We start from the raw sequence: 23,113 nt of genomic DNA on the forward strand, positions 1-23,113 counted from the left end.
ATCCATCCAGTTATTGATTTCCGTTATCAGTTTGCACATTATGGTTCAAACAATTCAAGCTAAAAACGTTACCCTGCATGACTTAAGAAAAAAATTTGGACTCCAGCTAGTTGAGGATGACCAATTTTTTCAAGAATGGCAAGATAACTTGTCAGAAATCACAGATTTAGAAAAACAGAGACTCGACCGAGTTAAGGAGAGTTATTCCAACTTACTTGAGTACCCTCCCATGCTGGAAAATACTGTCAAAATGGTGGTGCTATCTCCACTGTTAGATTTAGCCGGATTTTATCTACCTCCCTTTCATATCAAATCAGAATCTTCTGTGGAAATTTCTGCTGAAGATGAAGGAGTCATCTACAAAGGACAAATGGATGTCTTGGTTTTGTTTCAAAAGCTTTGGATAATGGTCATCGAGTCTAAGCAGGCGGCTTTCTCTCTAGAATCAGGGAGAGCGCAGTTACTAGCTTATATGCTGGCAAATTCTAATCCAGATAAACCTACTTTTGGACTGCTAACGAATGGCGCAACTTTTAGATTCTTCAAATTAGCAAAACTCCATAACCATCAATACGCATTGTCTAAGCTGTTCGACATTTTCAATCCTGAAAATAAATTAGATGACGTTTTGAGAGTGTTAAAACGCTTAGGTCAATTGGCAACTAACAACTAATAACTATCGCCTTGATAAATAGTAATTGTAGTTTGGGTTAAGGTAACGAAACCCAACGTCTCTAAGCATTTTTTGAGTTAATCTAAGCTCAACCCAACCTACAATTATTCTTAACTGCACGGTATTGCTTGATAAATAGCCGAAAAGAGGTGTGATTTTGAAGACAGTTGAGTTTTTATCTTACCTCCGTAGCTTAGATATTCAGGTTTTTGTCGATGGAGAACGCCTTCACTGTAACGCCCCAGAAGGAACCCTAACATCCGAACTGCGTGCAGAAATACAAGAACGCAAAGCAGAAATTATTTCATTTTTAAGGGCAGCTAATTCTACTACCAGCCACGCTTCTACATCCCTGGTACCTATCTCGCACAATAGAAATCTCCTCCTCTCCTTTGCTCAACAGCGGCTGTGGTTTCTTGACCAATTATTTCCTAACAATTCCTTCTATAATGTCCCGGCAGCAGTGCGTCTAACAGGTTCGCTCAACGCTTCGGCGCTGGAGGAAACTTTTAACGAAATTGTGCGCCGTCACGAAGCTTTGCGTACCACTTTTGTCACAGTGGAAGGGCAACCCATTCAGGCAATTAATCCCAACTTAAAAATATCTTTACCAGTAATAGATTTACGAGAACTGCCAGCAGCCGAACGAGAAACCCAAGCACAACAGCTAACAACCCAGGAGGCTCAACGCCCTTTTAATTTATCAACTGACCCATTGCTGCGAGTAACGCTGCTGCGGTTGGATGAGACAGAACATATAATGCTGCTGAATATGCACCACATTGTCTCCGATGGTTGGTCTATCGGGGTACTAATTAAGGAGTTAGCAGCACTCTACACAACCTTTGCTTCTTGTAGAGATGGGATTAATCCCGTCTCTTTCCCCCTGCCAGAATTACCCATCCAATATGCAGACTTTGCACACTGGCAACGCGAGTGGTTGCAAGGGGAAGTTTTAGAAACGCAACTTGGTTACTGGCGGCAACAATTAGCTGGCATTTCTATGCTGAATTTGCCCACCGATAGACCGCGACTAGCCGTTCAAACTTACCGGGGTGCAACGCAAATTTTGCAACTACCGAAAAGTTTAAGTGAAGCGCTAGAGGCTCTTTCCCAGCAGGAAGGAGTAACTTTATTCATGACCCTGCTGGCAGTATTCCAGATTTTATTATACCGCTACACACAGCAAGAAGATATTGCTGTGGGTTCGCCGATTGCCAACCGCAATCGCAGCGAAATTGAAGGTTTAATTGGCTTTTTTGTCAATAGTTTAGTGCTGCGTACCGACTTATCAGGAAACCCAACTTTTCGCTCATTATTGAGTCGAGTGAAAGAAGTTGCCTTGGGAGCTTATGCTCACCAAGATTTGCCTTTTGAGAAGCTAGTAGAGGAACTGCATCCAGAACGCAGCTTGAACCAAAATCCCCTGTTCCAAGTGGTATTTGCGCTACAAAATGCGCCAATGTCAGCGCTAGAACTACCTGGATTAACGCTTAGCCCGATGGAATTTTATAGTCAGACAACCCGCTTTGATTTAGAGTTTCACTTATGGGAAAAAGGGCAAAATAATGGATTATGGGTAGATAGCTCAGAAGGAATTAGCGGCTTTGTAATTTATAGCACCGATTTATTTGATAAAGCCACTATCAATCGGATGTTAGGGCATTTTAAAACGCTGCTAGAAGAAATTGTTGCGAATCCAGAGCAACGAGTCGCCAACTTATCGCTACTCAGTCAATCTGAGCTACATCAGTTGTTGGTTGAATGGAACAATACCCAGGTAGATTATCCCAAAAACTTGTGCATTCATCAGCTATTTGAGGCTCAGGTAGAGCAGAATCCTGATGCTATAGCGGTAGTTTTTGAAGACGTAGAGACAAGGGTTATCGCATCTCTAACCTATCGAGAGTTAAATATACGGAGCAACAAAGTTGCACATTACCTACAGAAACTGGGTGTTGGTGCGGAAGTTTTAGTGGGACTTTGTGTGGAGAGAAGCCTCGATCTGGTAATCGGGATGTTAAGCATTCTCAAAGCGGGTGGAGCTTATGTATCTTTAGACCCTATTTATCCCCCTGAACGCTTGAACTTGATGCTAGAAGATGCTCAGGTGTCCGTGTTACTCACCCGCCAGGGAATTAATTTTCTGGCGAGTGAGAGTGCGGTGCAAGATGTGGAAATACAGGCAGATTGCCAAATCCATAATCCAATTGTTGTTTGTCTAGACCAAGATTGGCAAACGATTGCTCAAGAAAGCGAAGATAATCCTAGCAGCAACGTTACTGCAGAAAACCTTGCTTATGTCATCTACACTTCTGGCACCACCGGAAAGCCTAAAGGAGTTCAAATTGAACATGGTGGACTATTAAATCTAGTATTTTGGCATCAACAAGCGTTTGCAGTTTCACCGCTTGACCGAGTAACGCAGGTTGCCGGAGTTGCTTTTGATGCTTGCGGGTGGGAAATTTTGCCTTATTTGAGTGCAGGAGCTAGCGTCTATTTTCCAGATGATGAAATCAGGCGATCGCCTGAAAAACTGAGAGATTTTTTAGTGTCAAAATCGATAACAATTAGCTTTTTGCCGACGCCTTTAGCTGAGAAAGTTTTGTTGTTAGATTGGTCTGGAGATACCTGTTTGCGAATTTTATTAACAGGGGGCGACAAATTACATCAGTATCCTTTGGCTGAGTATCCTTTCCAGGTAGTGAATAATTATGGGCCAACTGAGAATACTGTTGTTACAACTTCCGGGATAGTTGCTGTTAGAGAGCAAGAAGATCCCCCCAACCCCCCTTTAAAAGGGGGGCAAGAAGATCCCCCCAACCCCCCTTTTAAAGGGGGGCAAGAAGGGAGCGCAGATGTAATAACACAATCAGGAAATGCGATCGCGCCTGCAATTGGTCGTCCCATTGCTAACATTCAAGTTTATGTGCTGGATAGTCATTTACAACCTGTACCGATTGGTGTTACTGGTGAATTGTACATTGGCGGTGATGGACTGGCGCGAGGTTATCTAAACCGTCCCGATTTAACTGCTGAACGATTCATTTCTAATCCTTTTAGCAATCAACCAAAAGCACGTCTTTATAAAACAGGCGATTTAGTTCGTTATCAACCAGATGGCAATATCGAATTTTTAGGTCGCCTCGACGATCAGGTGAAGATTCGCGGCTACCGCATTGAGTTGGGAGAAATTGAAGCGGTATTGAGTCAGCATCCAGCAGTGCTGCAAACGGTAGTAATGACTCGTGAGGATGCAGCAGGCGAGAACCGTTTGGTGGCTTATGTGGCTTTGAATACTGAGTTTCAATTGAGTGGAGATTCTAACTCAGCAATGATGCAAGATGAGCAGATTTTGCAATGGCAAATACTTTACAACGAAACTTACAATCAATCTGCTGCTGATATAGATCCAACATTCAATATTGTGGGTTGGAATAGCAGTTATACTAATCAATTGATTCCAGTAGAACAGATGCGTGAATGGGTAGATAACCAAGTGGCGCAAATTCTGGATTTGCAACCCAGCCGAGTGTTAGAAATTGGGTGTGGAACAGGTTTATTGCTGTTTAAAATTGCGCCTCACTGTACTAAATATTGTGGGACAGACTTTTCCTCGGCTTCACTTAACTACATCCAGCAGCAATTGACACAAGAGTTACCTCAAGTAACATTGCTTCAAAAGATGGCGACTGACTTTGAGGGAGTAGAGTCAGAAGCTTTTGATGCGGTGATTCTGAACTCGGTTGTGCAATATTTTCCCAGTATTGATTATCTGGTGCGCGTACTGGAAGGGGCAATCAATGCGATCGCTCCCAGTGGCTTCATCTTCATCGGCGATGTGCGTAGTCTCCCGCTACTGCAAGCTTTCCACGCCTCAGTGCAACTGGCTCAAGCCGAACCTTCTCTCACCCGCGAACAGTTGCAGCAACGGGTACAAATGCAAATGTTCCAAGAAACTGAGTTGGTAATCGATCCAGCTTTCTTCACTGTATTAAAACAGCAATTTCCCCAGATTAGCGACGTACAAATTCAACTGATACGAGGTTGTTCTCACAATGAATTAACGCAGTTTCGTTATAATGCGATTCTCCATATTGGGGCTGAAATAAATTCTGGAAGAACCCCCCTCAATCCCACCGAAACGGGGGGAAGTAAGAAGAATCCGGCTCCCTCCCCGTTGCGGGGAGGGCTGGGGAGGGGTTCCATAGAGTTGCTAGACTGGCACGAAAATAACTTAACCGTGTCCGCTGTACGTCAGTTATTAGTTAATAATCAACCAGAAATTTTAAGCATTACCAATGTGCCTAATGCGCGGGTAATGGCAGCAGTTAAAACAGCAGAATGGCTGTCAGGCGCAGCAGAATTTAAAACTGCTGGACAGATGCGTGAAGCTTTGCAAACACTCCAAAATTCAGGAGTAGATCCAGAAGATTTTTATACTCTAGATGTCCCTTACAACGTGGATATTAGCTGGTCACATTCCGGCACTGATGGACGCTACAATGTAGTGTTTGTCTCGCAACTAACAGGCAAAAAAACTATTTCCCCCGCCAGCATTGCCGTGTGTCCTTGGCGTTCTTATGCGAATAATCCCCTGCAAGCTAAAGCAGCTCGTAAGTTAATCCCTCAATTGCAGATTTATCTAACCCAAAAGTTGCCTGAGTACATGGTGCCTTCAGCTTTTGTGGTGCTAGAATCTCTACCGCTTACGCCTAATGGCAAAGTCGATCGCCGTGCCTTACCTGCACCTGAACCAGTCAAACTAGAATTGGCAGGAAGTTATGTTGCACCTCAAACTCCGGTTGAGGAAGTGTTAGTGAAAATTTTTGCAGAGGTTTTGGGAGTTAAACGGGTAGGTATTCACGACAATTTCTTTGAATTAGGAGGACATTCATTACTAGCGACTCAGCTGGTTTCTAGAGTGCGCGATGCCTTCGGGGCGGAGTTACCTTTGCGTAGCGTATTTGAGGCACCGACAATTGCAGAATTATCGAAAGCGATCGCTATCTTTAAGCAGACCAATACTCAAAGCAAAGCCCCAGCCTTAGTGCCAATTTCTCGTGAAAATCGTCGCATGAAGCTATCTTCTCTGAACCGAGAAAGCAAAGAAAGTTGAATTAAACAAGGGAATTGGTTGAATTGTGGTTGATGTTGTCACCGCAAGGCAAGCAAATTTGCATAGTGAATTATTAGCGCGTCTCACCGAGGGCAAACAATCTTCAGTTTGTTAAATGCGAGAGAAAATTCTCTACAGGGAGCGAGTTCCCAACCCCAACTCGCCGGTTGTTCTTTCTAACAAATTGATAGGCGCACACTCACCTAGAATTAAGATACGTCCCGATTTCGATGTCGAAGTTATTAGCAATAATGCCGATAGCACGACAACTGTGAAGTTAGTCAAACAGTTTCCAGATGGCAGCATCTCCAAATTTAAGAAATCCACTTTAGCTCCGGACAGTTGGAGTGATGACAAGATTATCAATGTAACCAACCAAGTAGCTTGTACTCCTCTTGCAACAAGTTTGCGGGGTGATAGTTCAACCTTGCATCGGCAGATTGTTGATGGCGTAGAGTGGGAAGTAATGAAGGATTCATCGGGCAAGGTGACATCTTCTTACCCCACTGGCGGCACTCCGACCACAAATTTTTGAGGTGGTGGTAGTATGACGATTTTCCAAGAGCTAGATGCGTATTTGAGCCAAAATTTCTCAGACGACTATTGGGCTGATGACGCTAGTTTATATGCTTGTGAGTTAGTTAAACAACTGACAACAGAGGATTGGGATGCTCTTCACGCCTCTTGGCAAAATCGCTCTAAGGAGTGGCAGGTGCGCTGTGCCGAAATTCTCGACTGGGGAGAGGTGAGTCAGGCAGTTCCTTTGCTGCTGGAGATGATTCGGGAGGAAGATGACGAGTTGACACTAACTGCGGCTGATTCTTTGAGGTCGATAGGTGTAGAGTTAGATTTGCCTGGTGAGGATATCTTGGAACGCTTGCAAACGGTAGCTCAGACGGGTAGCATCGCTAAACGCATTGTCAATGAGCTACTGAAACAATTACAAGTTCAATCATTCTTACCCTGAGCCTACACCTGTCCTTAGTAGATTTGCGTGAAGCAAAGCGAGGAACGAGGGTCAGCGATCGCGCAACTCTCAAAAGTGGTTGAAAGTTTTGAAGACAGCAATGCTAAAAGTAAAGCCCCACTTTTAGTCCCAATTTCTAGTGGTAGTCGGCGGATGAAGCTATCATCGCTGAATAGAGAAAGCAAAGAGAGATGACGGGCAGCCTAAAATTGGTAGAAGATATTATTTGCTGCAAGCATCATTGGAATCAGATAGGTTCCTTAGCCTGTCAGGATTTAAGGATTATTTGTAATGGCGTACTTCCTTTTTGTGGATGAGAGTGGACAAGATCATCGGAATTCACCTTATGAAGTTTTAGCTGGTGTTGCAATCGAGGATCGTGACTTATGGAATTTAATCCAAGCAATCCAAGCAGCAGAAATTCGCCACTTTGGTACGCGATATAGTAACGGAGACAGAGAACTTAAAGCCAGAGAGCTTCTCAAGAAGAAGGTGTATCGACTTGCAGCGCAGCTAGAACTAATTCCAGAGGATGAAAGACAGGTATTAGCCAGAAGCTGTCTTGAAGCAGGAGCCACTGCCGGAAAACGTGAACTGACAGCATTAGCTCAAGCCAAGCTAGCCTACGTTAGCGAGGTATTTGATATCTGTTCACAATTCCGGTGTAAAGCGTTTGCTAGTATTGTGAGTACAAATGCCCCCGTACTGCGCTCACCGGAGTTTCTGCGGAAGGATTATGCTTACCTTTTTGAGCGCTTCTTCTACTTCCTTGAAGATATTAATCCTTCAATATCTGGTATCGTCGTCTTTGATGAACTCGACAAAAGTCAGAGTCACCTGTTGGTACAACAAATGGATCGTTACTTCAAGCATTCAACCAAAGGAAGACAACGATCTGGTCAAATCATTCCAGAACCGTTTTTTGTTCATAGTGACTTGACAACGGGGATACAAATTGCAGACCTAGTTGCTTATATCGTTTCCTGGGGATTTCGTACTAATGATATGAGCAAACCAGCGCGGCTAGAGCTTAATAATTTAGTTAACCAGGTTTGTCAGATACGGTATCGTGCTATTCGGGAAGTAGAAGACAATCCAAACTTTGCTATATGGAGCTTTGCGGTAATCACCGACTTACGCACGAAAGAACAGCAAAACTAGGAATAAAAAAAAGGCAATGCAGCATATTATGCTTCAAAGCCTCCAACTTGATTATGAATCATTAAAACTGAAACGTCAAGGTTTTGTCATGATAGAGGGGCAACCAGAGCAGGCGATCGCTTTTGCTTGAATACTGGTTATCTTAGACTCGTAATAGAGCCAAGGTAAATTCGATGGAAACTGAAACGACAGAAACTGCCATTCAGGATAAACTGTTCAAGCCGAAAACACCCCTCGGACGTAAACTCTGGGAAATTCGCCAAAAAATTGTGGCGAGTGGTCAATCTTTACTGGGGTGGGAAGACGTAGAAAAAGAATTGAGTGAGCGCCGAAATGAGCGCGCTCAAAACATTGAATGAAATGACACAGTATGTTTTCGACAATTCCCATGCAGCGGCTGAAGAAAAATTGAATATTCCTGAAGAAGAAGTTTTTGTATTTCCGGCATCTTTTGCCCAACAGCGATTGTGGTTTCTCGACCAACTGTTCCCAGGCAATACCTTCTACAATGTAGCGACTGCACTTCGCCTAACGGGTTCGCTCAACGCTTCGGCGCTGGAGGAGACGTTCAACGAAATTGTGCGTCGCCACGAAGCTTTGCGTACCACTTTTAGGATGCTTAATGGGCAACCCGTTCAAGTAATTGCTCCCAGCTTAACCATACCTTTGCCCCTTGTAGATTTGCAAAATCTCTCAGCAACTCAACAACAAGCTGAAACTCGACGAATAGCTACCGAGGAGCGATCGCGTCCTTTTGATTTATCTCAGGAACCGTTACTGCGCGTAATGCTGCTACAGCTAGACTCGTCAGAACACGTACTTTTGCTGAATCTGCACCACATTATCTGTGATGGTTGGTCGATTGGAGTGCTAATTCGGGAACTAGGAACGCTGTATGCAGCTGCCAACAACACGCGATCGCCCTTGCCAGAACTGCCTATCCAATATGCAGACTTTGCCGACTGGCAGCGCCAATGGTTACAGGGTGAAGTTCTGGAGACTCAGTTAGCCTACTGGAAGCAGCAGCTGGACAATATTCCCTCACTGAACTTGCCCACTGACAAACCTCGCCCAGCTACTCCAACCTACCGAGGCGCAACGCAATTTTTAGAGTTATCGAAAAGCCTAAATGAGGAACTAGAGGCACTTTCGCAGCGCCAAGGTGTTACTCTGTTCATGACCCTTTTAGCGACATTTCAAACCTTACTTTACCGCTACACTCAGCAATCAGATATTGTTGTCGGCTCACCAATTGCTAACCGCAACCGCCGCGAAATTGAGGGGTTAATTGGTTTTTTTGTCAATAGTTTGGTGCTGCGTACTAATTTATCAGGCAATCCAACATTTCTGGAATTGCTGGGTAGAGTACGGGAGGTGGCGCTAGGAGCCTATGCCCATCAGGACTTACCCTTTGAGAAGCTGGTAGAGGAACTGCACCCAGAGCGCAACCTGAGCCAGCATCCCTTATTTCAAGTTGCATTCAGCCTGCAAAATACACCAATCGAGGCGCTAGAGTTGCCTGGATTAACGCTCTCGCAGTTGGAGTTTGACAACCCCAGCGCCAAGTTCGATCTAGAGTTCCACTTGTGGGAATCGCCGGAAAGTCTTAAAGGACAAGTAATATACAGCACTGATTTATTTGATGACGCTCCCATTACTCGGATGCTGGGGCATTTTCAAACGCTGCTGGAAAGTATTGTTGCAAATCCAGAACAACGCCTTTGCGAGTTGCCTTTATTGACAGCAGCCGAACGGCAACAGTTATTAGTTGATTGGAATAATACCAGAAGAGATTACCCACAAAACCAGTGTTTTCATCAGTTGTTTGAGGCACAAGTGGAGCAGACTCCAGATGCGATAGCGCTAATCTTTGAAAATCAGCAATTAACCTACCGCGAATTGAACATCAGAGCCAATCAACTTGCAGGCTATCTGCAACAATTGGGGGTAGTTACAGGCGTTATAGTTGGCATTTGTGTAGAGCGTTCTGTAGATATGATAGTGGGACTATTGGGCATCCTCAAAGCAGGTGGAGCATACCTACCTTTAGATCCAAGCTATCCGCAAGAACGTCTTAATTTCATGCTGGAAGACGCTCAAATATCCATCTTACTAACGCAATCCATATTAGCCCCCCTTTTGAAGGGGGGTTGGGGGGATCGCCAACACGGTTTGTCTGTAGTTTGTTTGGATAAGGACTGGGATGCGATCGCTTACCATCCCCAACACAACCCAACCAGCAGCGTAACACCTGAAAATCTAGCTTATGTCATCTACACCTCTGGCTCAACCGGAAAACCAAAAGGCGTTTTAGTGCAGCACAGAGGACTGTCTAACTTAGCAGAAGCTCAGATTGAAGTTTTCAATGTACAGCCAAGCGATCGCATACTGCAATTTGCATCCTTGAGTTTTGATGCCTCAATCTTCGAGATTGTCATGGCATTGCGATCGGGAGCAACCCTCTATTTAGCCAAAAAAGAATCCCTTCTGCCTGGACAACCTTTAATAAAGTTATTGCGCGATAATGCGATTACTCACCTCACGCTCCCGCCTGCTGTACTAGCAGTATTAACAGAAGAACTTCCCGCACTACAAACTATAATTTGTGCAGGCGAATCTTGTTCTAAAGATATTGTAAACAAATGGGCTTCTGGTCGCAGATTTTTTAACGCTTATGGGCCAACTGAAGCAACTGTTTGGGCTACGATTGCAGAAATTAGCTACGACAGCCAAAAACCCTCCATTGGTCGCCCAATTTTTAACACTCAAATTTATATATTAGATACCCATTTACAGCCTGTACCCATCGGGATTACTGGCGAATTGTACATCAGTGGGGATGGACTGGCGCAGGGATATCTGAATCGTCCCGAATTAACTGCTGAACGGTTTATTCCTAATCCTTTTAATTCTTGTATAGACAAAGGTTGTCACATCTCTACAATTTATAAAACCGGCGACCTAGCTCGTTATCGACCAGACGGCAACATTGAGTTTTTAGGTCGTCTTGATGACCAGGTAAAAATTCGCGGCTTCCGCATCGAATTGGGAGAAATTGAGACAGTACTGACTCAGCATCCGACAGTCAGAGAAACGGTGGTAATTGCTACAGAGAAAGTTTCTGGTAATAAGCGTTTAGTCGCTTATATTGTGCCACACCAAAATTTGACCCCTACAATCATTGAACTCCGTGATTTTCTAAAGAAGAAGTTGCCAGAGTACATGGTTCCTTCAGCTTTTGTCGTGCTAGAATCTCTGCCTTTAACACCTAATGGCAAAGTCGATCGTCGTAACTTACCCGATCCCGATAATTCGACTAGCCTAGCCATAGATAAAACTTACATTGAGCCTCGTAATCTTACTGAGTCAACCCTCGCAAAAATATGGTCTGAAGTTCTTAACATCGAGCGTGTAAGTATTCACGATAACTTCTTCGATTTAGGGGGAAATTCGCTGCTGAGTATAACCCTCATGGAGCAGATACACAAGCAGTTTGAACGCGAATTACCGCTGTCCACTCTCTTCTTAAATCCAACCATTGAAGGTCTAGCAAACACTCTATCTCCAGAAATCGATTCTCCGTCTTGGTCGCCCTTGGTGGCAATTCAGCCTAAAGGTTCAAATCCACCTTTCTTTTGCGTTCATCCCATTTTTGGAGTAGTCTTTCCTTATTATGAATTCGCATATCATTTGGGGACAGAGCAACCATTTTATGGGCTACAACCTCTGGGTATGGATGGAGAACAATCCCCATTAACTCGTATTGAGGATATGGCGGCTTATTATATTGACGCCTTGCGTGTAGTGCAGCCGAATGGTCCTTATTTTTTAGGAGGTTGGTCTTTTGGAGGTTTGGTTGCTTTTGAAATGGCTCAACAATTGCAAAAAGCTGGGCATAAAGTAGCTCTACTTGCTGTGCTGGATACTTCAGCACCAGTTTCCAAAAACAAACCTTCTTTCTGGGGCGGTTTAAAGTTTCTCCTGACCACAGGAGCGCGATATATATGGCCTTATTTTATGGATTATTTTTATCTTATCGCTGCTACCGAAAAGTACCAAAGCAAGCTAATCTCTCAAGAGTCTAGAAAACGAATATTAAAAGAGCTAAAAAGTAAATCGATCCTTAGAGTTTTTAAAGCGAATAGTCAAGCCGCTCTCAGCTATGTGCCGCAAGTCTATCCCAGCAAAATTACTCTTTTGAAAAATAGCGAACAAAATATCATTGCGAATCAAGATCCGAGTATGGGTTGGGGCGATCTAGCTGGAGGAGTGGAAATTTATAACATTCCTGGCAATCACCTAACCATGCTAAAGAAACCCCATATACAGGTTCTCACCGAACAGTTAAGAACCTGTATTGAGAATGCACAGGTCGGAAGTTAAATTAAACCTCTTTTGTCATAGAAAATCAGAAAAAACCCAAAAATAGGTAGAATCCGGAAGATGTTGAACGGCAAGACCGATCGCTACATCATAGAGTACAGCGATCGCTCTTACCGTGGCGTACTATTCGTACAAAGCCCATAAGTAGTGGGCACCCAGCACCAGCCCTTGAGCAACATGAGCGCGGTTGCGTGGCTCCTCCCAACTAGGTTCTGCCAAAGTCAGCAGTTCTCGTGCGTGTTCTACGTCAAGTTCCTCGTGGACAGTATAGTGTGACTGGCTACCCGGTGCTGCCCAAGCTCGCTCGTTAATCGTGCGACCGATCATCCCACTAACACTGGAATACAGATGCTCAAGCATCCCCAAAGCGGCTGCACCCGCTTCACTTGATTGTGTCAGACAGTAGCCCAGAAGTGAATGATTGAAAGCTAAAACTGATGCAGGACAGGGTATTTCTAAATCCTCTGGCGTGGCACCTAAAGCACGCAAAAATTGGCGGAAGGTGTATTTGTGAGAGTTTAATAAATTGCCGTGACCATGTTCTTCAGCCACGTTTTCCATCACAGAAAGTCGCCGTTCTAATACTGGAGTCCGAGCCAAAACTGCCGCTAATGATTGCGAAAATGACTCAATTGCAAAACAAATTGGTAGCTGTGTACAAAGAAATTGCGACCGTGAGGTAGAGGGTGTCTGCATCCAAATAAAGTAAGGATGACGGTGAAAATCATAAGCATTATTTACCATCAGCACTGCTTCTGATAGTGTGGTACATCTCACGATGTCTTCTACATACAATTGGTGAAGTCCTACTTTTCTCTCGGTAGCAATAGAGCAATTGTCTAGGAGCTGCATGACTTACTTCTTTCCGCTAACCTTACGCCTTAGTAGTAGCCTTTCTCTAAATTCTTAGTCCACCGTGAATCTGCGTAATTCTGAATTTTGTATGAATAAATGCCTCGGCAAAATTACTGAGAATGCTGCTTGTTTTCTATCTAATAAAGGAGATCGACTTCTTAAGACAAAGGCTAATTTTGCGGACGGATGGGAATCTCAACCATAAATTCAGTTCCCTGCCCAGATGTTGAAAAACACTGCAATTGACCGCCGTGTTTTTCCACCACAATCTGGTAGCTAATTGCTAACCCTAGTCCCGTACCTTTACCAATCGGTTTTGTAGTAAAGAAAGGGTCGAATATACGTTTTTTTACTTCCTCTGTCATCCCAGGGCCATTATCGGCAATGGCAATAAGAACCCGACTTTTGTCTACGACACAGGTGCGAATCCGAATTGTAGGTAATTGGTAATCGCTAATTGGCAATTGGTTATGAGAATTTTGTTCTTTTCGTCGTTCCCAGGAAGATAAACAAGATGCCTGGGCTACTTCCTGGTAATGTCCTATCGTCTTTGAATCATTACTCATTACTTCTTCCAAAGTATCAATCGCATTAGCTAGGAGATTCATAAATACTTGGTTGAGCTGACCCGCATAACACTCCACTAGCGGCAGCGAACCATACTCTTTAATCACCTTAATAGCGGGAATGTCTGTTTTAGCTTTCAGGCGGTTTTGCAGAATTAACAACGTACTATCTAGCCCAGAGTGAACATCGACCTCCTTCATCTCTGCCTCATCAAGGCGCGAAAAATTCCTCAAACTCAGGACAATTTGACGAATTCTGTCAGCCCCCACCTTCATCGACGACAGCATTTTTGGCAAATCTTCAACCAAGAAATCTACTTCAATCGCCTCCGCTTCGTCTTGAATCTCAGACACCGGACTCGGATAATGCTTAGCATATAGCTGCATTAGGTTCAGTAGGTCTTGAGTATATTCATTAACGTGGACAAGATTGCCGTAGATAAAGTTAACCGGGTTATTAATTTCGTGGGCAATACCAGCCACTAATTGACCCAGACTAGACATTTTTTCGGTCTGAATTAGTTGAGTCTGAGTGTGTTTAAGTTCTTGTAGAGTTTGCGATAAACGCACATTTTTTTCATTTAATTCCTGCGTCCTCTCTTGGACTTTTTGTTCCATCGAAGCGTAAAGTATAGCATTTTCCAGAGAGATAGCTGCCTGAGCCGAAAGCAGTTTTAAAACTTCTATTCTATCGGGAGTAAAAGCTCCAATCGTTAGATTATTTTCTAAATAAAGAATGCCGATTAATTTGCCTTGATTAATGATGGGGGTGCAGAGAACTGACTTCAATTTATTTAGATCGATATAGGAGTCATTGATAAACTTTCCCTCGCTAGCCGCATCATTTAGAACCACATCCGAGCGAGTTCTCCTTACATAATTAATCACGGTCAGAGGCAATTCTTGACAATCTTTAAGCGGAGTTGCTTGCCGAACGATTACTTCTTTAGATTCAACCGATGAGCGAGCTTCAATCAGCAGTTTTTCATCTCTTACCAAGAGCAGTAAACCTTTTTGTGCGCCAGCATTCTCGATGGATATTTTCATTAAAGAAGCCAGTAACTTATCCAGCACGATACAAGCAGCGATCGCGTGGCTAGCTTTCATCACAGTGGCTAAATCCAGCGCATTAGAACTACTACCCGTAGACGAATGTCCAGTAGTAGTTGGAGTATCTTTAACGCGAGGCAAAATAGATATTTTAGTAAGAAGGTTCGGATATTTTTCTTCTAAATATTCTACTTTGCGCTTAGATCCCCAACGTTGATAGCCGTAATAAGCTTCTATAATATGGGCTTTAGCATACTTCTCTTTTCCTTTAGCTAACCAGAACTTAGCAGCTAGTTCATTAGCCAAAGCTTCATTCTGAATAAACTCATTTTCTTTTGCTGATTCAATGGCGCGTTCATACAAGTCTATCGCCTCTAAATCATTGCCAGTGATGCGACTAATTTCAGCTTCTACCAGCAGGTACTTGTGTAGAAAATTTTCTGGGCAGTTGTCTGCCCAAATCTTCATCTGCTTTTGATTCGTTGCTAACGTCTCCCAAGATTGTTTTTGTACTGATTCTGAAACAGTCGGATAGAGAGCAATCAGAATCAGTGAGTGATAAAAGTTATGTGTAGATACTGAGATATGACCGAAAATAGAAGTAAGTAGCTTTGAAGCTGACAAGCTACTGCTCAGAGCTAAATCCGGTTTTTCGTATAAATAGAGAATTTGGGCTTTTAAAATATGGAATTCACAAATTGCCGCCAAACTTTGATGTTGTTCGCAACTTGTCAAGAAGTTTGATTCGATAATCTCATCATTTTCAAAAGATAATGTTCCGGCAGTTATGCCTATCAAATTCGACACTGCCAGGTTATAACCTAAAATTATATCAATTGCCCATTGATTTTTACTTTTTTGACAAAATAGCAAAGACTGAGGTATCTGTTTTAAAATTTGTTCTAAACTTTTACACTGATGGAAGTAACCAATGACTTTGTGAAGACGAGTATAACCTGCCCATTGCAAATCTCCAAAATCTAGTCCCGTTTTGTATGCCTCATCATTAATTGCATGACTAAATTTAATTGGCTTCACCCAATTACTCAAGTAATTGGCAAGAACCACAAGTTCTACACATTTCTGAGCCACATTATTAAACTTATTACTTAGTTTAGTTGCTAGCACCCCAAACTCATAACCAGAGTGATAATTTCCTAAAATTGCGCTAAGTATCATTCCATAACAAGAGTAGCTGTACGCTGCTCCTGATGCATAACCATAGGTGAGACAAAGATTAATTGTTTTAACAGTAACTAGCTGCCAAAGGTCTAAATTAACAAAATATGACAGTGGCCCCATGTTTGCTAATAATTTGACTGCTGCTTTTATTTCGGGAACTTTTATTTCTTCTACATTAATTAAAGACGCAATTTCTTGGTTTTCTAATTTCTTACTAGCTTCGCCTAGTTCTAGAGCAACTGCTGTTTTTAATTCCTCTTCAGGTAAGTCAATTCCTAGCAGACTGAGAGCATTACGCCCTGCTTGAATTGCCTCTTGGTATTTGGCAAGCATGGTATGCTGCACAATCAGCATATTATAAACTTCAGCTTTGTCGAGGACTGATTTCGCTTGAGATAGCGTTAGCTCCAGTAAGGCTTCAGAACGAGCAAAATTACCGTTTAAATACTCAATTTCGGCTCGTTTCTTATGCAATGAGAAAGCCAGCTCGTAGCGTTTTACCCAAATATCGCTCGGTAAAATCTTCATACAAACAGTCAAATAGTGAAGTGCTGAGCTGTATGCGGTCGCATCTTTCGCTTTTCGAGCTGCTTCCAAATTCAATATTACTAATTCAATTTTTTCCTCTTCATCGGCGATTAAGTCTGAACCAATATTTAGATGATCGACCAATTTAAAAATTATTTCTATCTGTTCTTCCAATGGCGTATTTGCTAACAGGAGATTGCCTATTCTGAGATGAACTGCTTTTTGGAGCGAGTTATCAATCAGTGCATAAGCTGCCTGTTGCACGCGGTCGTGTGAAAATTTATAATTAAAAACTAACAATTGAGAATTAATCCCTTCATTTTCGGTTGTTTCCAACACAGAAGTGGGTCTAATTAATTCTTCTTTCAGGGCTGGTAAAAGGTATTTAAAAGTTTCAGAAATTGATTTTTCATAAATGATAGACAGCGTATTTAAATCGAAACTATTGCCGACACAAGCGGCTAAACGTAAAACCTGTTGTGTTGAATTTGGCAATTTCTTTAATTTTCCTATCATCAACTCCACAACATTATCAGTAATGCCCAGCGCTTCAATTTGAGCGATGTCCCATTGCCACAGGGCTTTACTTCCCTCTTTTTCCCCCTGAGTAAGGAGGGTCTGAGGGGGGTTAAAGGTAAGCAGGTTTTCCTGATACAGAGTTTTTAGAAATTCATTGACAAAGAAGGGATTACCTTCTGTTTTACGCAGGATGAGGGAGGCTAAGGGTCTTACTGATTCCCTATCCTTATGCAAGGTATCAGCAATCAAGTGGGTAATATGCTCAAGTTCTAAAGGTGCTAGATTAATCTGGTTGATGATAGCTCCATCATCGCGTAAGCTATCAAGCGTCATCATCAAGGGATGAGTGGAACTGACTTCATTATCCCGATACGCTCCAATGAGAAATAGATAGTGCGTTTGGTCATCCGTCATCATCAACTCTATCAATTTGAGCGTGGCAGAGTCAGCCCACTGCAAATCATCCAGAAAGATGACTAACGAATGCTCTTGTTGGCAAAATACCCGAATGAAGTTTTGAAAGACTAAATTAAAGCGGTTTTGAGACTCAGTTGACCCTAATTCTTGAATCCTAGGCTGAGGGCCGACAATTAGTTCTACTTCAGGAATCACATCAATAATAATTTGCCCGTTAGAGCCAAAGGCTTCTAGGAGTTTTTCTTTCCACTGGTTGAGCTGTGCTTCGCTTTCAGTTAAAAGTTGCTGGATTAATGCAGAGAAGGCGCTGACGACAGCAGAATAGGGAATACTCCGCTGAAACTGGTCAAATTTTCCAGAAATGAAATAAGCTCGCTGTTGAGTGATTGGTTTGTAAATTTCTTGCACTAAACATGACTTGCCGATGCCAGAATAACCCGACACCAACATCATCTCAACATCCCCTTGCATTGGCTTGCCAAATGAGAATTGACTTACTCGGTCAAATGCTGTTAGTAAAGTATTAATTTCTTGCTCTCTGCCATAGAGTTTTTCAGGAATTTGAAACTTATTAGAAATATCATGACAACCGAGGGAAAACTCTGCAATTTGGTTGGTTATTTCTAATTGAGTTAGACAATATTCTAAATCTGCTTGAATTCCATAAGCACTTTGGTATCTATCTTCAGCAGTTTTAGCCAACAATTTTATGACAATATCCGAAACTGCTTTAGGAATGTTTTGATTAAACTTATGAGGCGGAATTGGCGTAAGCGCAATATGACTATGCACTAACTCCATTGCATCAGTACCATTAAAAGGTACTCTGTCAGTGAGGAGTTCGTATAAGGTGACACCAAGGGAGTAAAAGTCAGTGCGGTAATCCAGCGAACGGTTCATTCTGCCAGTTTGCTCTGGCGACATATAGGCAAGAGTGCCTTCTAAAACATTGGGACTTTTTAGCGTAGGGTTTTCCCGCGACAAAACGCTGGAAATACCAAAATCAATAAATTTGACTTGCCCACTTTTTGGGTTAAAAACAATATTGGATGGGTTAATATCTTTATGAATGATGTTTGAGGTATGCAGTTCAGCTAAGGTTTCAGTAATTTTTATAGCAATTTTAATAACTTCTAAAACTGTAAAATTTTGGTCGTCCATCAATATTTTTAGAGATTTCCCTCCAAAATCCTCCAAGAGCATTACTAGAGTGTTTTGATAGGGTTTTAAATCATACGCTTTAGCAACACCATCTAGATTCAGCGAACGGGTAATTTCATATTCTTGCTTATACCTAGAAATTTCTTCTGGTAATGGATAGTCTTCTTTAATAACTTTAAGAATAAGGGGTAGATTATCCCGAAGTCGGCATCCCCGATACACAAGAGACTTGCTGCTTTCATAGATTAGCTCAAAAATCTGATATCCGGGAATCGTTGTCATAATTGTGTCATCTACAGATTTGTAGGCGATTTAGTTCAGTTAGGAGCAATTTTGGGGATAGGGCACGAAATCCGCATATTGCACTGAAGTAAAAATAAGACTTTATTCAATGAATCGAAAGCGTATTTATACTGAAATATAGTTTGCTTCTCAGTAAATACCAGTAGATTCACAGTTTTTGGGAAGCATCGTTTTGACCATCTAAAAAAAATGTAACCTAGAATACTAATTCCTCCCTAGACTTGTCACATAGATGTAGTCAAGTGTTAGAGATAGTTTGAGAAAAAACGATTAAAAGAGTGTGAACGAGTGCATTTTAATGCTTGTAAAAACATTACTTGCCATCTGGAACCCCACCCAAGCCTTGTACAAAAAACTTATTCCCGATATTCCCCCGCTGGCGGGAGAATCTTCAAGGATTGCAGGACTAGCCGAAAAGTCTGGGATATCAATGATTCTATAAAAAATATATAAATCTGTATTGATCAATAAAAAATGTTTACTGTCCAATCTTTATAAAAATTCACAAATACATTTTTTTCTTAATCTTACTTCAGTCAGCGTTGTTTATTTGATATAAAGTTGACATACATATACAAATCTAAGTAAATAAGTTTGAGCTGAGATTTTACTAATTGCCATTTACGAATGCTCAGTGCAAGGTTAAAGCGGGATTTTTGCTATTATTTTGCTGAGTTGTATCTTTCGGTTCGTGCTGCGGCAGAATACTGGCTTGCAAATGGGGAATTTGAGACAAGATAGACGTTTCTTATACATACAGAATCGGAGGCAAAAATGACCCAAGAGAAAACGTATCTAGAATTCTCAGAGTCAGATAGTAGTTCTCACAAATTTTATGAAGTAATTGTCAACGGGACGGAAGTATCGATTCGCTACGGTCGCATTGGCGACTCAGGACAAACTCAGGTTAAAACCTATCCAACACCGGAAAAAGCCAAAGCTGAAGCGACGAAAAAGATTAACGAGAAACTGAAGAAAGGTTACGAACAAGCAGTTATGGGAGTGAGGAGTAAACGTCCCGTGACTCGACGGGAAATAAAGAGCGATCGCTCAACGGCTTCTCAAGCACCTGTAGTTTGGAAATTTGCTTCTTCTTCTCCCGCTTTTGGCATCTTTATTGACAACTTGCGCTGTTGGGTTGGCAATCAGGCAGGTCAAATTTTCGCTCTCAGCCATACGGGAATTGTGCAAAATCAGTTTCGTCTTCCTGACGGCGTGAAGTGTATTGTCGCTGATGAAGGCTGGCTTTATGCGGGATGCGATGATGGCAAAGTATACGATTTGACAGGCAAAATTCCGCGTGTCGCTTATGAAATTGCCCCCGATGTAAATATTTTCTGGCTTGATATCAAAGATGCAATTCTCGGTGTTTCTGATATCGACGGTAACGTTACAACTATCAATCACGAAGATGAGTCTCAATGGACTAAAAAAAGTAGCGGCGAGTATGGCTGGATGGTGCGCTGCGATGAAATTGGCATTTATCACGGACATAGCAACGGCGTAACGATGTATGACTGGGAAGATGGAACGAAAATCTGGAATCAAAAAACTCGCGGTGAGGTGCTATTTGGCTGGCAAGAAGAAGCAACAATTTATGCTGGAACAGGTCAAAATTTAGTTTATAGCTTCACCAAGAAAGGGGAAGTTAGCACAATTTATCAATGTGATGCGCCTGTTTATTCTTGCGCCACCGCTGAAGAAGGTAAATATGTCTTTGCAGGCGACAATTGCTCCTCGATTTATTGTTTTGAGCGGGGAGGCGATCGCTTGTGGAAACTAGCCACTGGCTGCGGTTCCGCTTTTTCCATGCAGTTTTTGGGCGACAATCTTTACATCGTCACTACCGACGGTTCTCTTGCTTGCATCGATGCTAGTGAAACAGCTATCAAAGCAGCACAAGCAGGTACAGTTCCCCAGACTATTAACATTAAAGCACCCACTGCCGTTGCCGCAGCACTTCCTTCTAATACCCTGGAAACGGCATCAAACGCCAGTCAGGGTGTAATTGTGGAGTGCTTTAAAGAAGGCGGGAAGTTAAGAATTCGCGCTGTTTCTCCTGGTTACAATCCCAACTGGAAAGTACAATTTCCTCAAGATATTCGCTCTGAAGGTGCGCGTTATCTGGTGGAAGAGGTGCGCGAATCTTCTCGTGGTGGATTTTATCGGGCTTTTGGGGATATTAAGAAGTTGGTTACTTAATCGTTTTTTAAACGCTCTCGGTACGCTAAGGATAGCGCAGAGGTACGCAAAGTAGTTTAAAGCTCTTATTCAGTAGGTTGGATTGAGGCTATGAAACCCAAAATGCGATCGCATCTGAAAAATCAATTGATGATTGTTATGTGTTAAGGGGATTCTTTATGGTTGATGATTTGCAACGCTCGTGGGTATAGGCTTGTGCGTTTGCTAAGATAGCGTCTCCAGTTAATGAAAGCTCAGTGTTTTAGGGAATGGAAAATCAGTGCTGAAGCTTTCCTATTATTTTGTCACCTCATTCACCTTGGTTGATGAAACGGTTATGAGACAAAACTGCTCATGAAACTCTTACCATACAACACTTTTACCCTTCAAACTCAAGATCCGTTGCCGATCGTGCTGGAGAAGCTGGCTGCTCATATCGAACCATCAAAATTGCGATGGCATATCTCCCGCCACCACGCGCCCTATGAAGGCACACTCTCAGAGACTGGATTTGAAATTCATCGGATTATTCACTATCGCAACTCCTTCGTGCCAATCATTCGCGGGCGATTTGAGCTGTCACCCTCCGGGACAATCATTCGCATCACTATGAAATTGCACCCCTTTGTAATTGCCTTTTTAGTATTTTGGTATGTGACGTGGTATAGCTTTTCGCTCCCAATGTGCTTGGCTGGAGCCATGCCCGCTGACTTTGCCTTGATGTTTTTAGGGATGCCAATTACCATTTTGTTTGCATTCTGGTGTGCGTTTTGGTACGAGGCAAACCGTAGTCGCCGCGACCTGGTACAGATAATTTTAGGAGAACCAAGTCAAGGGCTAAATTCAGGCTCTTCCCGTCAGTCAAATTTTGATACAGGGTTGCCCAAAGCCTTTCAAGTGGGCGTTTTTCTGATTGGAATTGCATCGCTAGTGTGGTCAATTGTTGCTAGAGAGTTTTTTCCGTCAACGCAACCGCAGTTGGCGTCCCTAGAGGCGGTTTCCTGTTCCCAACATCCAACCCAGTCGCCCTACTGCAAGTTCTCAGTTGTTCGCACGATCGATGGGCATCCCTCTGCGTCTACCCTAGCAATCAGTGCGGATGGTCAAACCTTAGTCAGCGGCGGGCAAGATAAAGCGATTAAAGTTTGGGATTTGAAGACAGGACAGTTGAAAAAAACGCTCCAAAGTGATTCGGGTCAGGTTCGGGCAGTGGCGATCGCGCCTGATGGAAAAATAGTCGTGAGTGGTAGTGCTGACCACATGGTACGGATCTGGAATCTGACCAAAGACCAGCCACCCCGAATGCTGAAGGGACATTCCGACGACGTGAAGCTGGTTCAAATGACACCGGATGGTAAGACCTTGATCAGTGGCAGTAATGGCGCGGTGAAAGAGTGGGATCTGGCGACTGGTCAGCTCAAAGCAACATTGCCCAATTTACGCAAGTCTGAGATTAAAATAGGTCCCCTCTCGATCGAAGATGACGCAATGGAACGTTTGATTCCTTTGGCGATTAATCCCACCAGCAAAACGGCAATTGTAGAGTTCTTGGGGGGTGACATAAAGGTGTGGGATCTGACAACAAACCAGCAAACAGCCATACTGAAGGAACGGTTTGATACGTTTGCAGGCTATATCTTATCGGCTTACATGAGTCCCGATGGGAAGACTGCCGCCCTACAATATACCAACTCTTCTAAGAAATTTGAAACGCGACTGAAGGTGTGGGATTTGACCACGGGAAAAGTCGCAGCACGGGGAAGTACGTTCTTTTCTCGTGATACGTTTGTGAATGTACCCCTTGCCCTGAGTCGCGATCGCATTTTTGGCAGCACCAATCGACAGCTTAGGGTGTGGAATCTGCAAACAGCCGAACTCGAAGCTGTGCTGGATACAGGATGGATGGACGCTCTCGCCGTTAGTCCGGATGGCAAACTTCTGGCTGGCATTTCAGTCAATCCAGATTCCCAAAACGCCCAAATCAAAGTGTTGCGGCGTTGATGAACTGAGCTGCGTAGCCGTTCTCGTCTCAGATGGGAAGAAGCAGC

11 protein-coding genes are annotated in these 23,113 nt (G+C 43.0%); 9 read left to right on the top strand and 2 right to left on the bottom strand.

The features are described 5' to 3' along the window. Positions 1–40 precede the first annotated feature (40 nt). The 7 genes from AC2VDX_RS19565 to AC2VDX_RS19595 all read left to right on the top strand — a co-directional run bounded on the left by AC2VDX_RS19565 (position 41) and on the right by AC2VDX_RS19595 (position 12,303). Positions 41–673, top strand: coding sequence for a restriction endonuclease subunit R (locus AC2VDX_RS19565; RefSeq protein ID WP_378184750.1), 633 nt, complete (start codon positions 41–43; stop codon positions 671–673). Positions 674–830: 157 nt separating this feature from the next. After that, positions 831–5,792, top strand: a complete 4,962-nt coding sequence (locus AC2VDX_RS19570) for a condensation domain-containing protein (protein WP_378184748.1) — start codon at positions 831–833, stop codon at positions 5,790–5,792. A 115-nt stretch (positions 5,793–5,907) separates the two neighbouring features. After that, positions 5,908–6,327 (top strand): EndoU domain-containing protein, encoded by a 420-nt coding sequence (locus AC2VDX_RS19575; RefSeq protein WP_378184746.1) that lies wholly within the window; start codon positions 5,908–5,910, stop codon positions 6,325–6,327. A 12-nt stretch (positions 6,328–6,339) separates the two neighbouring features. Then, positions 6,340–6,759 (top strand): hypothetical protein, encoded by a 420-nt coding sequence (locus AC2VDX_RS19580; RefSeq protein ID WP_378184744.1) that lies wholly within the window; start codon positions 6,340–6,342, stop codon positions 6,757–6,759. A gap of 291 nt (positions 6,760–7,050) precedes the next feature. Next, positions 7,051–7,920 (top strand): DUF3800 domain-containing protein, encoded by an 870-nt coding sequence (locus tag AC2VDX_RS19585; protein ID WP_378184742.1) that lies wholly within the window; start codon positions 7,051–7,053, stop codon positions 7,918–7,920. A 173-nt stretch (positions 7,921–8,093) separates the two neighbouring features. Next, a complete protein-coding gene (locus AC2VDX_RS19590) occupies positions 8,094–8,279 on the top strand; it encodes a hypothetical protein (protein WP_378184740.1) in 186 nt (61 codons plus the stop codon). A gap of 1 nt (position 8,280) precedes the next feature. Then, complete coding sequence (locus tag AC2VDX_RS19595; protein ID WP_378184738.1) at positions 8,281–12,303, top strand: non-ribosomal peptide synthetase; 4,023 nt, start codon at positions 8,281–8,283, stop codon at positions 12,301–12,303. A 123-nt stretch (positions 12,304–12,426) separates the two neighbouring features. On the opposite strand, the gene AC2VDX_RS19600 is transcribed toward AC2VDX_RS19595, so the two are convergent. Together AC2VDX_RS19600 and AC2VDX_RS19605 are read right to left on the bottom strand one after the other, a co-directional pair. Then, a complete protein-coding gene (locus tag AC2VDX_RS19600; RefSeq protein WP_378184736.1) occupies positions 12,427–13,155 on the bottom strand; it encodes an iron-containing redox enzyme family protein in 729 nt (242 codons plus the stop codon). A gap of 173 nt (positions 13,156–13,328) precedes the next feature. Continuing rightward, positions 13,329–18,863, bottom strand: a complete 5,535-nt coding sequence (locus AC2VDX_RS19605) for a trifunctional serine/threonine-protein kinase/ATP-binding protein/sensor histidine kinase (protein WP_378184734.1) — start codon at positions 18,861–18,863, stop codon at positions 13,329–13,331. Between the two features lie 795 nt (positions 18,864–19,658). Between AC2VDX_RS19605 and AC2VDX_RS19610 the strand changes: the two genes are divergently transcribed. Both AC2VDX_RS19610 and AC2VDX_RS19615 read left to right on the top strand, forming a co-directional pair. Further along, positions 19,659–21,086, top strand: coding sequence for a WGR domain-containing protein (locus tag AC2VDX_RS19610; RefSeq protein WP_378184732.1), 1,428 nt, complete (start codon positions 19,659–19,661; stop codon positions 21,084–21,086). 333 nt (positions 21,087–21,419) lie between these two features. Further along, entirely contained in the window at positions 21,420–23,066 is a 1,647-nt protein-coding gene (locus tag AC2VDX_RS19615; RefSeq protein ID WP_378184730.1) for a WD40 repeat domain-containing protein, read from the top strand. The last annotated feature ends 47 nt before the right edge of the window (positions 23,067–23,113 follow it).

Source organism: Coleofasciculus sp. H7-1 (genome assembly GCF_057473865.1).

Excerpts from the sequence above, each read along its gene's own strand:
- AC2VDX_RS19590 (WP_378184740.1), top strand. The coding sequence starts at position 8,094 with ATGGAAACTGAAACGACAGAAACTGCCATTCAGGATAAACTGTTCAAG.
- AC2VDX_RS19610 (WP_378184732.1), top strand. The coding sequence starts at position 19,659 with ATGACCCAAGAGAAAACGTATCTAGAATTCTCAGAGTCAGATAGTAGT.
- AC2VDX_RS19615 (WP_378184730.1), top strand. The coding sequence starts at position 21,420 with ATGAAACTCTTACCATACAACACTTTTACCCTTCAAACTCAAGATCCG.
- AC2VDX_RS19580 (WP_378184744.1), top strand. The coding sequence starts at position 6,340 with ATGACGATTTTCCAAGAGCTAGATGCGTATTTGAGCCAAAATTTCTCA.
- AC2VDX_RS19600 (WP_378184736.1), bottom strand. The coding sequence starts at position 13,155 with ATGCAGCTCCTAGACAATTGCTCTATTGCTACCGAGAGAAAAGTAGGA.
- AC2VDX_RS19595 (WP_378184738.1), top strand. The coding sequence starts at position 8,281 with ATGACACAGTATGTTTTCGACAATTCCCATGCAGCGGCTGAAGAAAAA.
- AC2VDX_RS19585 (WP_378184742.1), top strand. The coding sequence starts at position 7,051 with ATGGCGTACTTCCTTTTTGTGGATGAGAGTGGACAAGATCATCGGAAT.
- AC2VDX_RS19565 (WP_378184750.1), top strand. The coding sequence starts at position 41 with ATGGTTCAAACAATTCAAGCTAAAAACGTTACCCTGCATGACTTAAGA.
- AC2VDX_RS19605 (WP_378184734.1), bottom strand. The coding sequence starts at position 18,863 with ATGACAACGATTCCCGGATATCAGATTTTTGAGCTAATCTATGAAAGC.
- AC2VDX_RS19575 (WP_378184746.1), top strand. The coding sequence starts at position 5,908 with ATGCGAGAGAAAATTCTCTACAGGGAGCGAGTTCCCAACCCCAACTCG.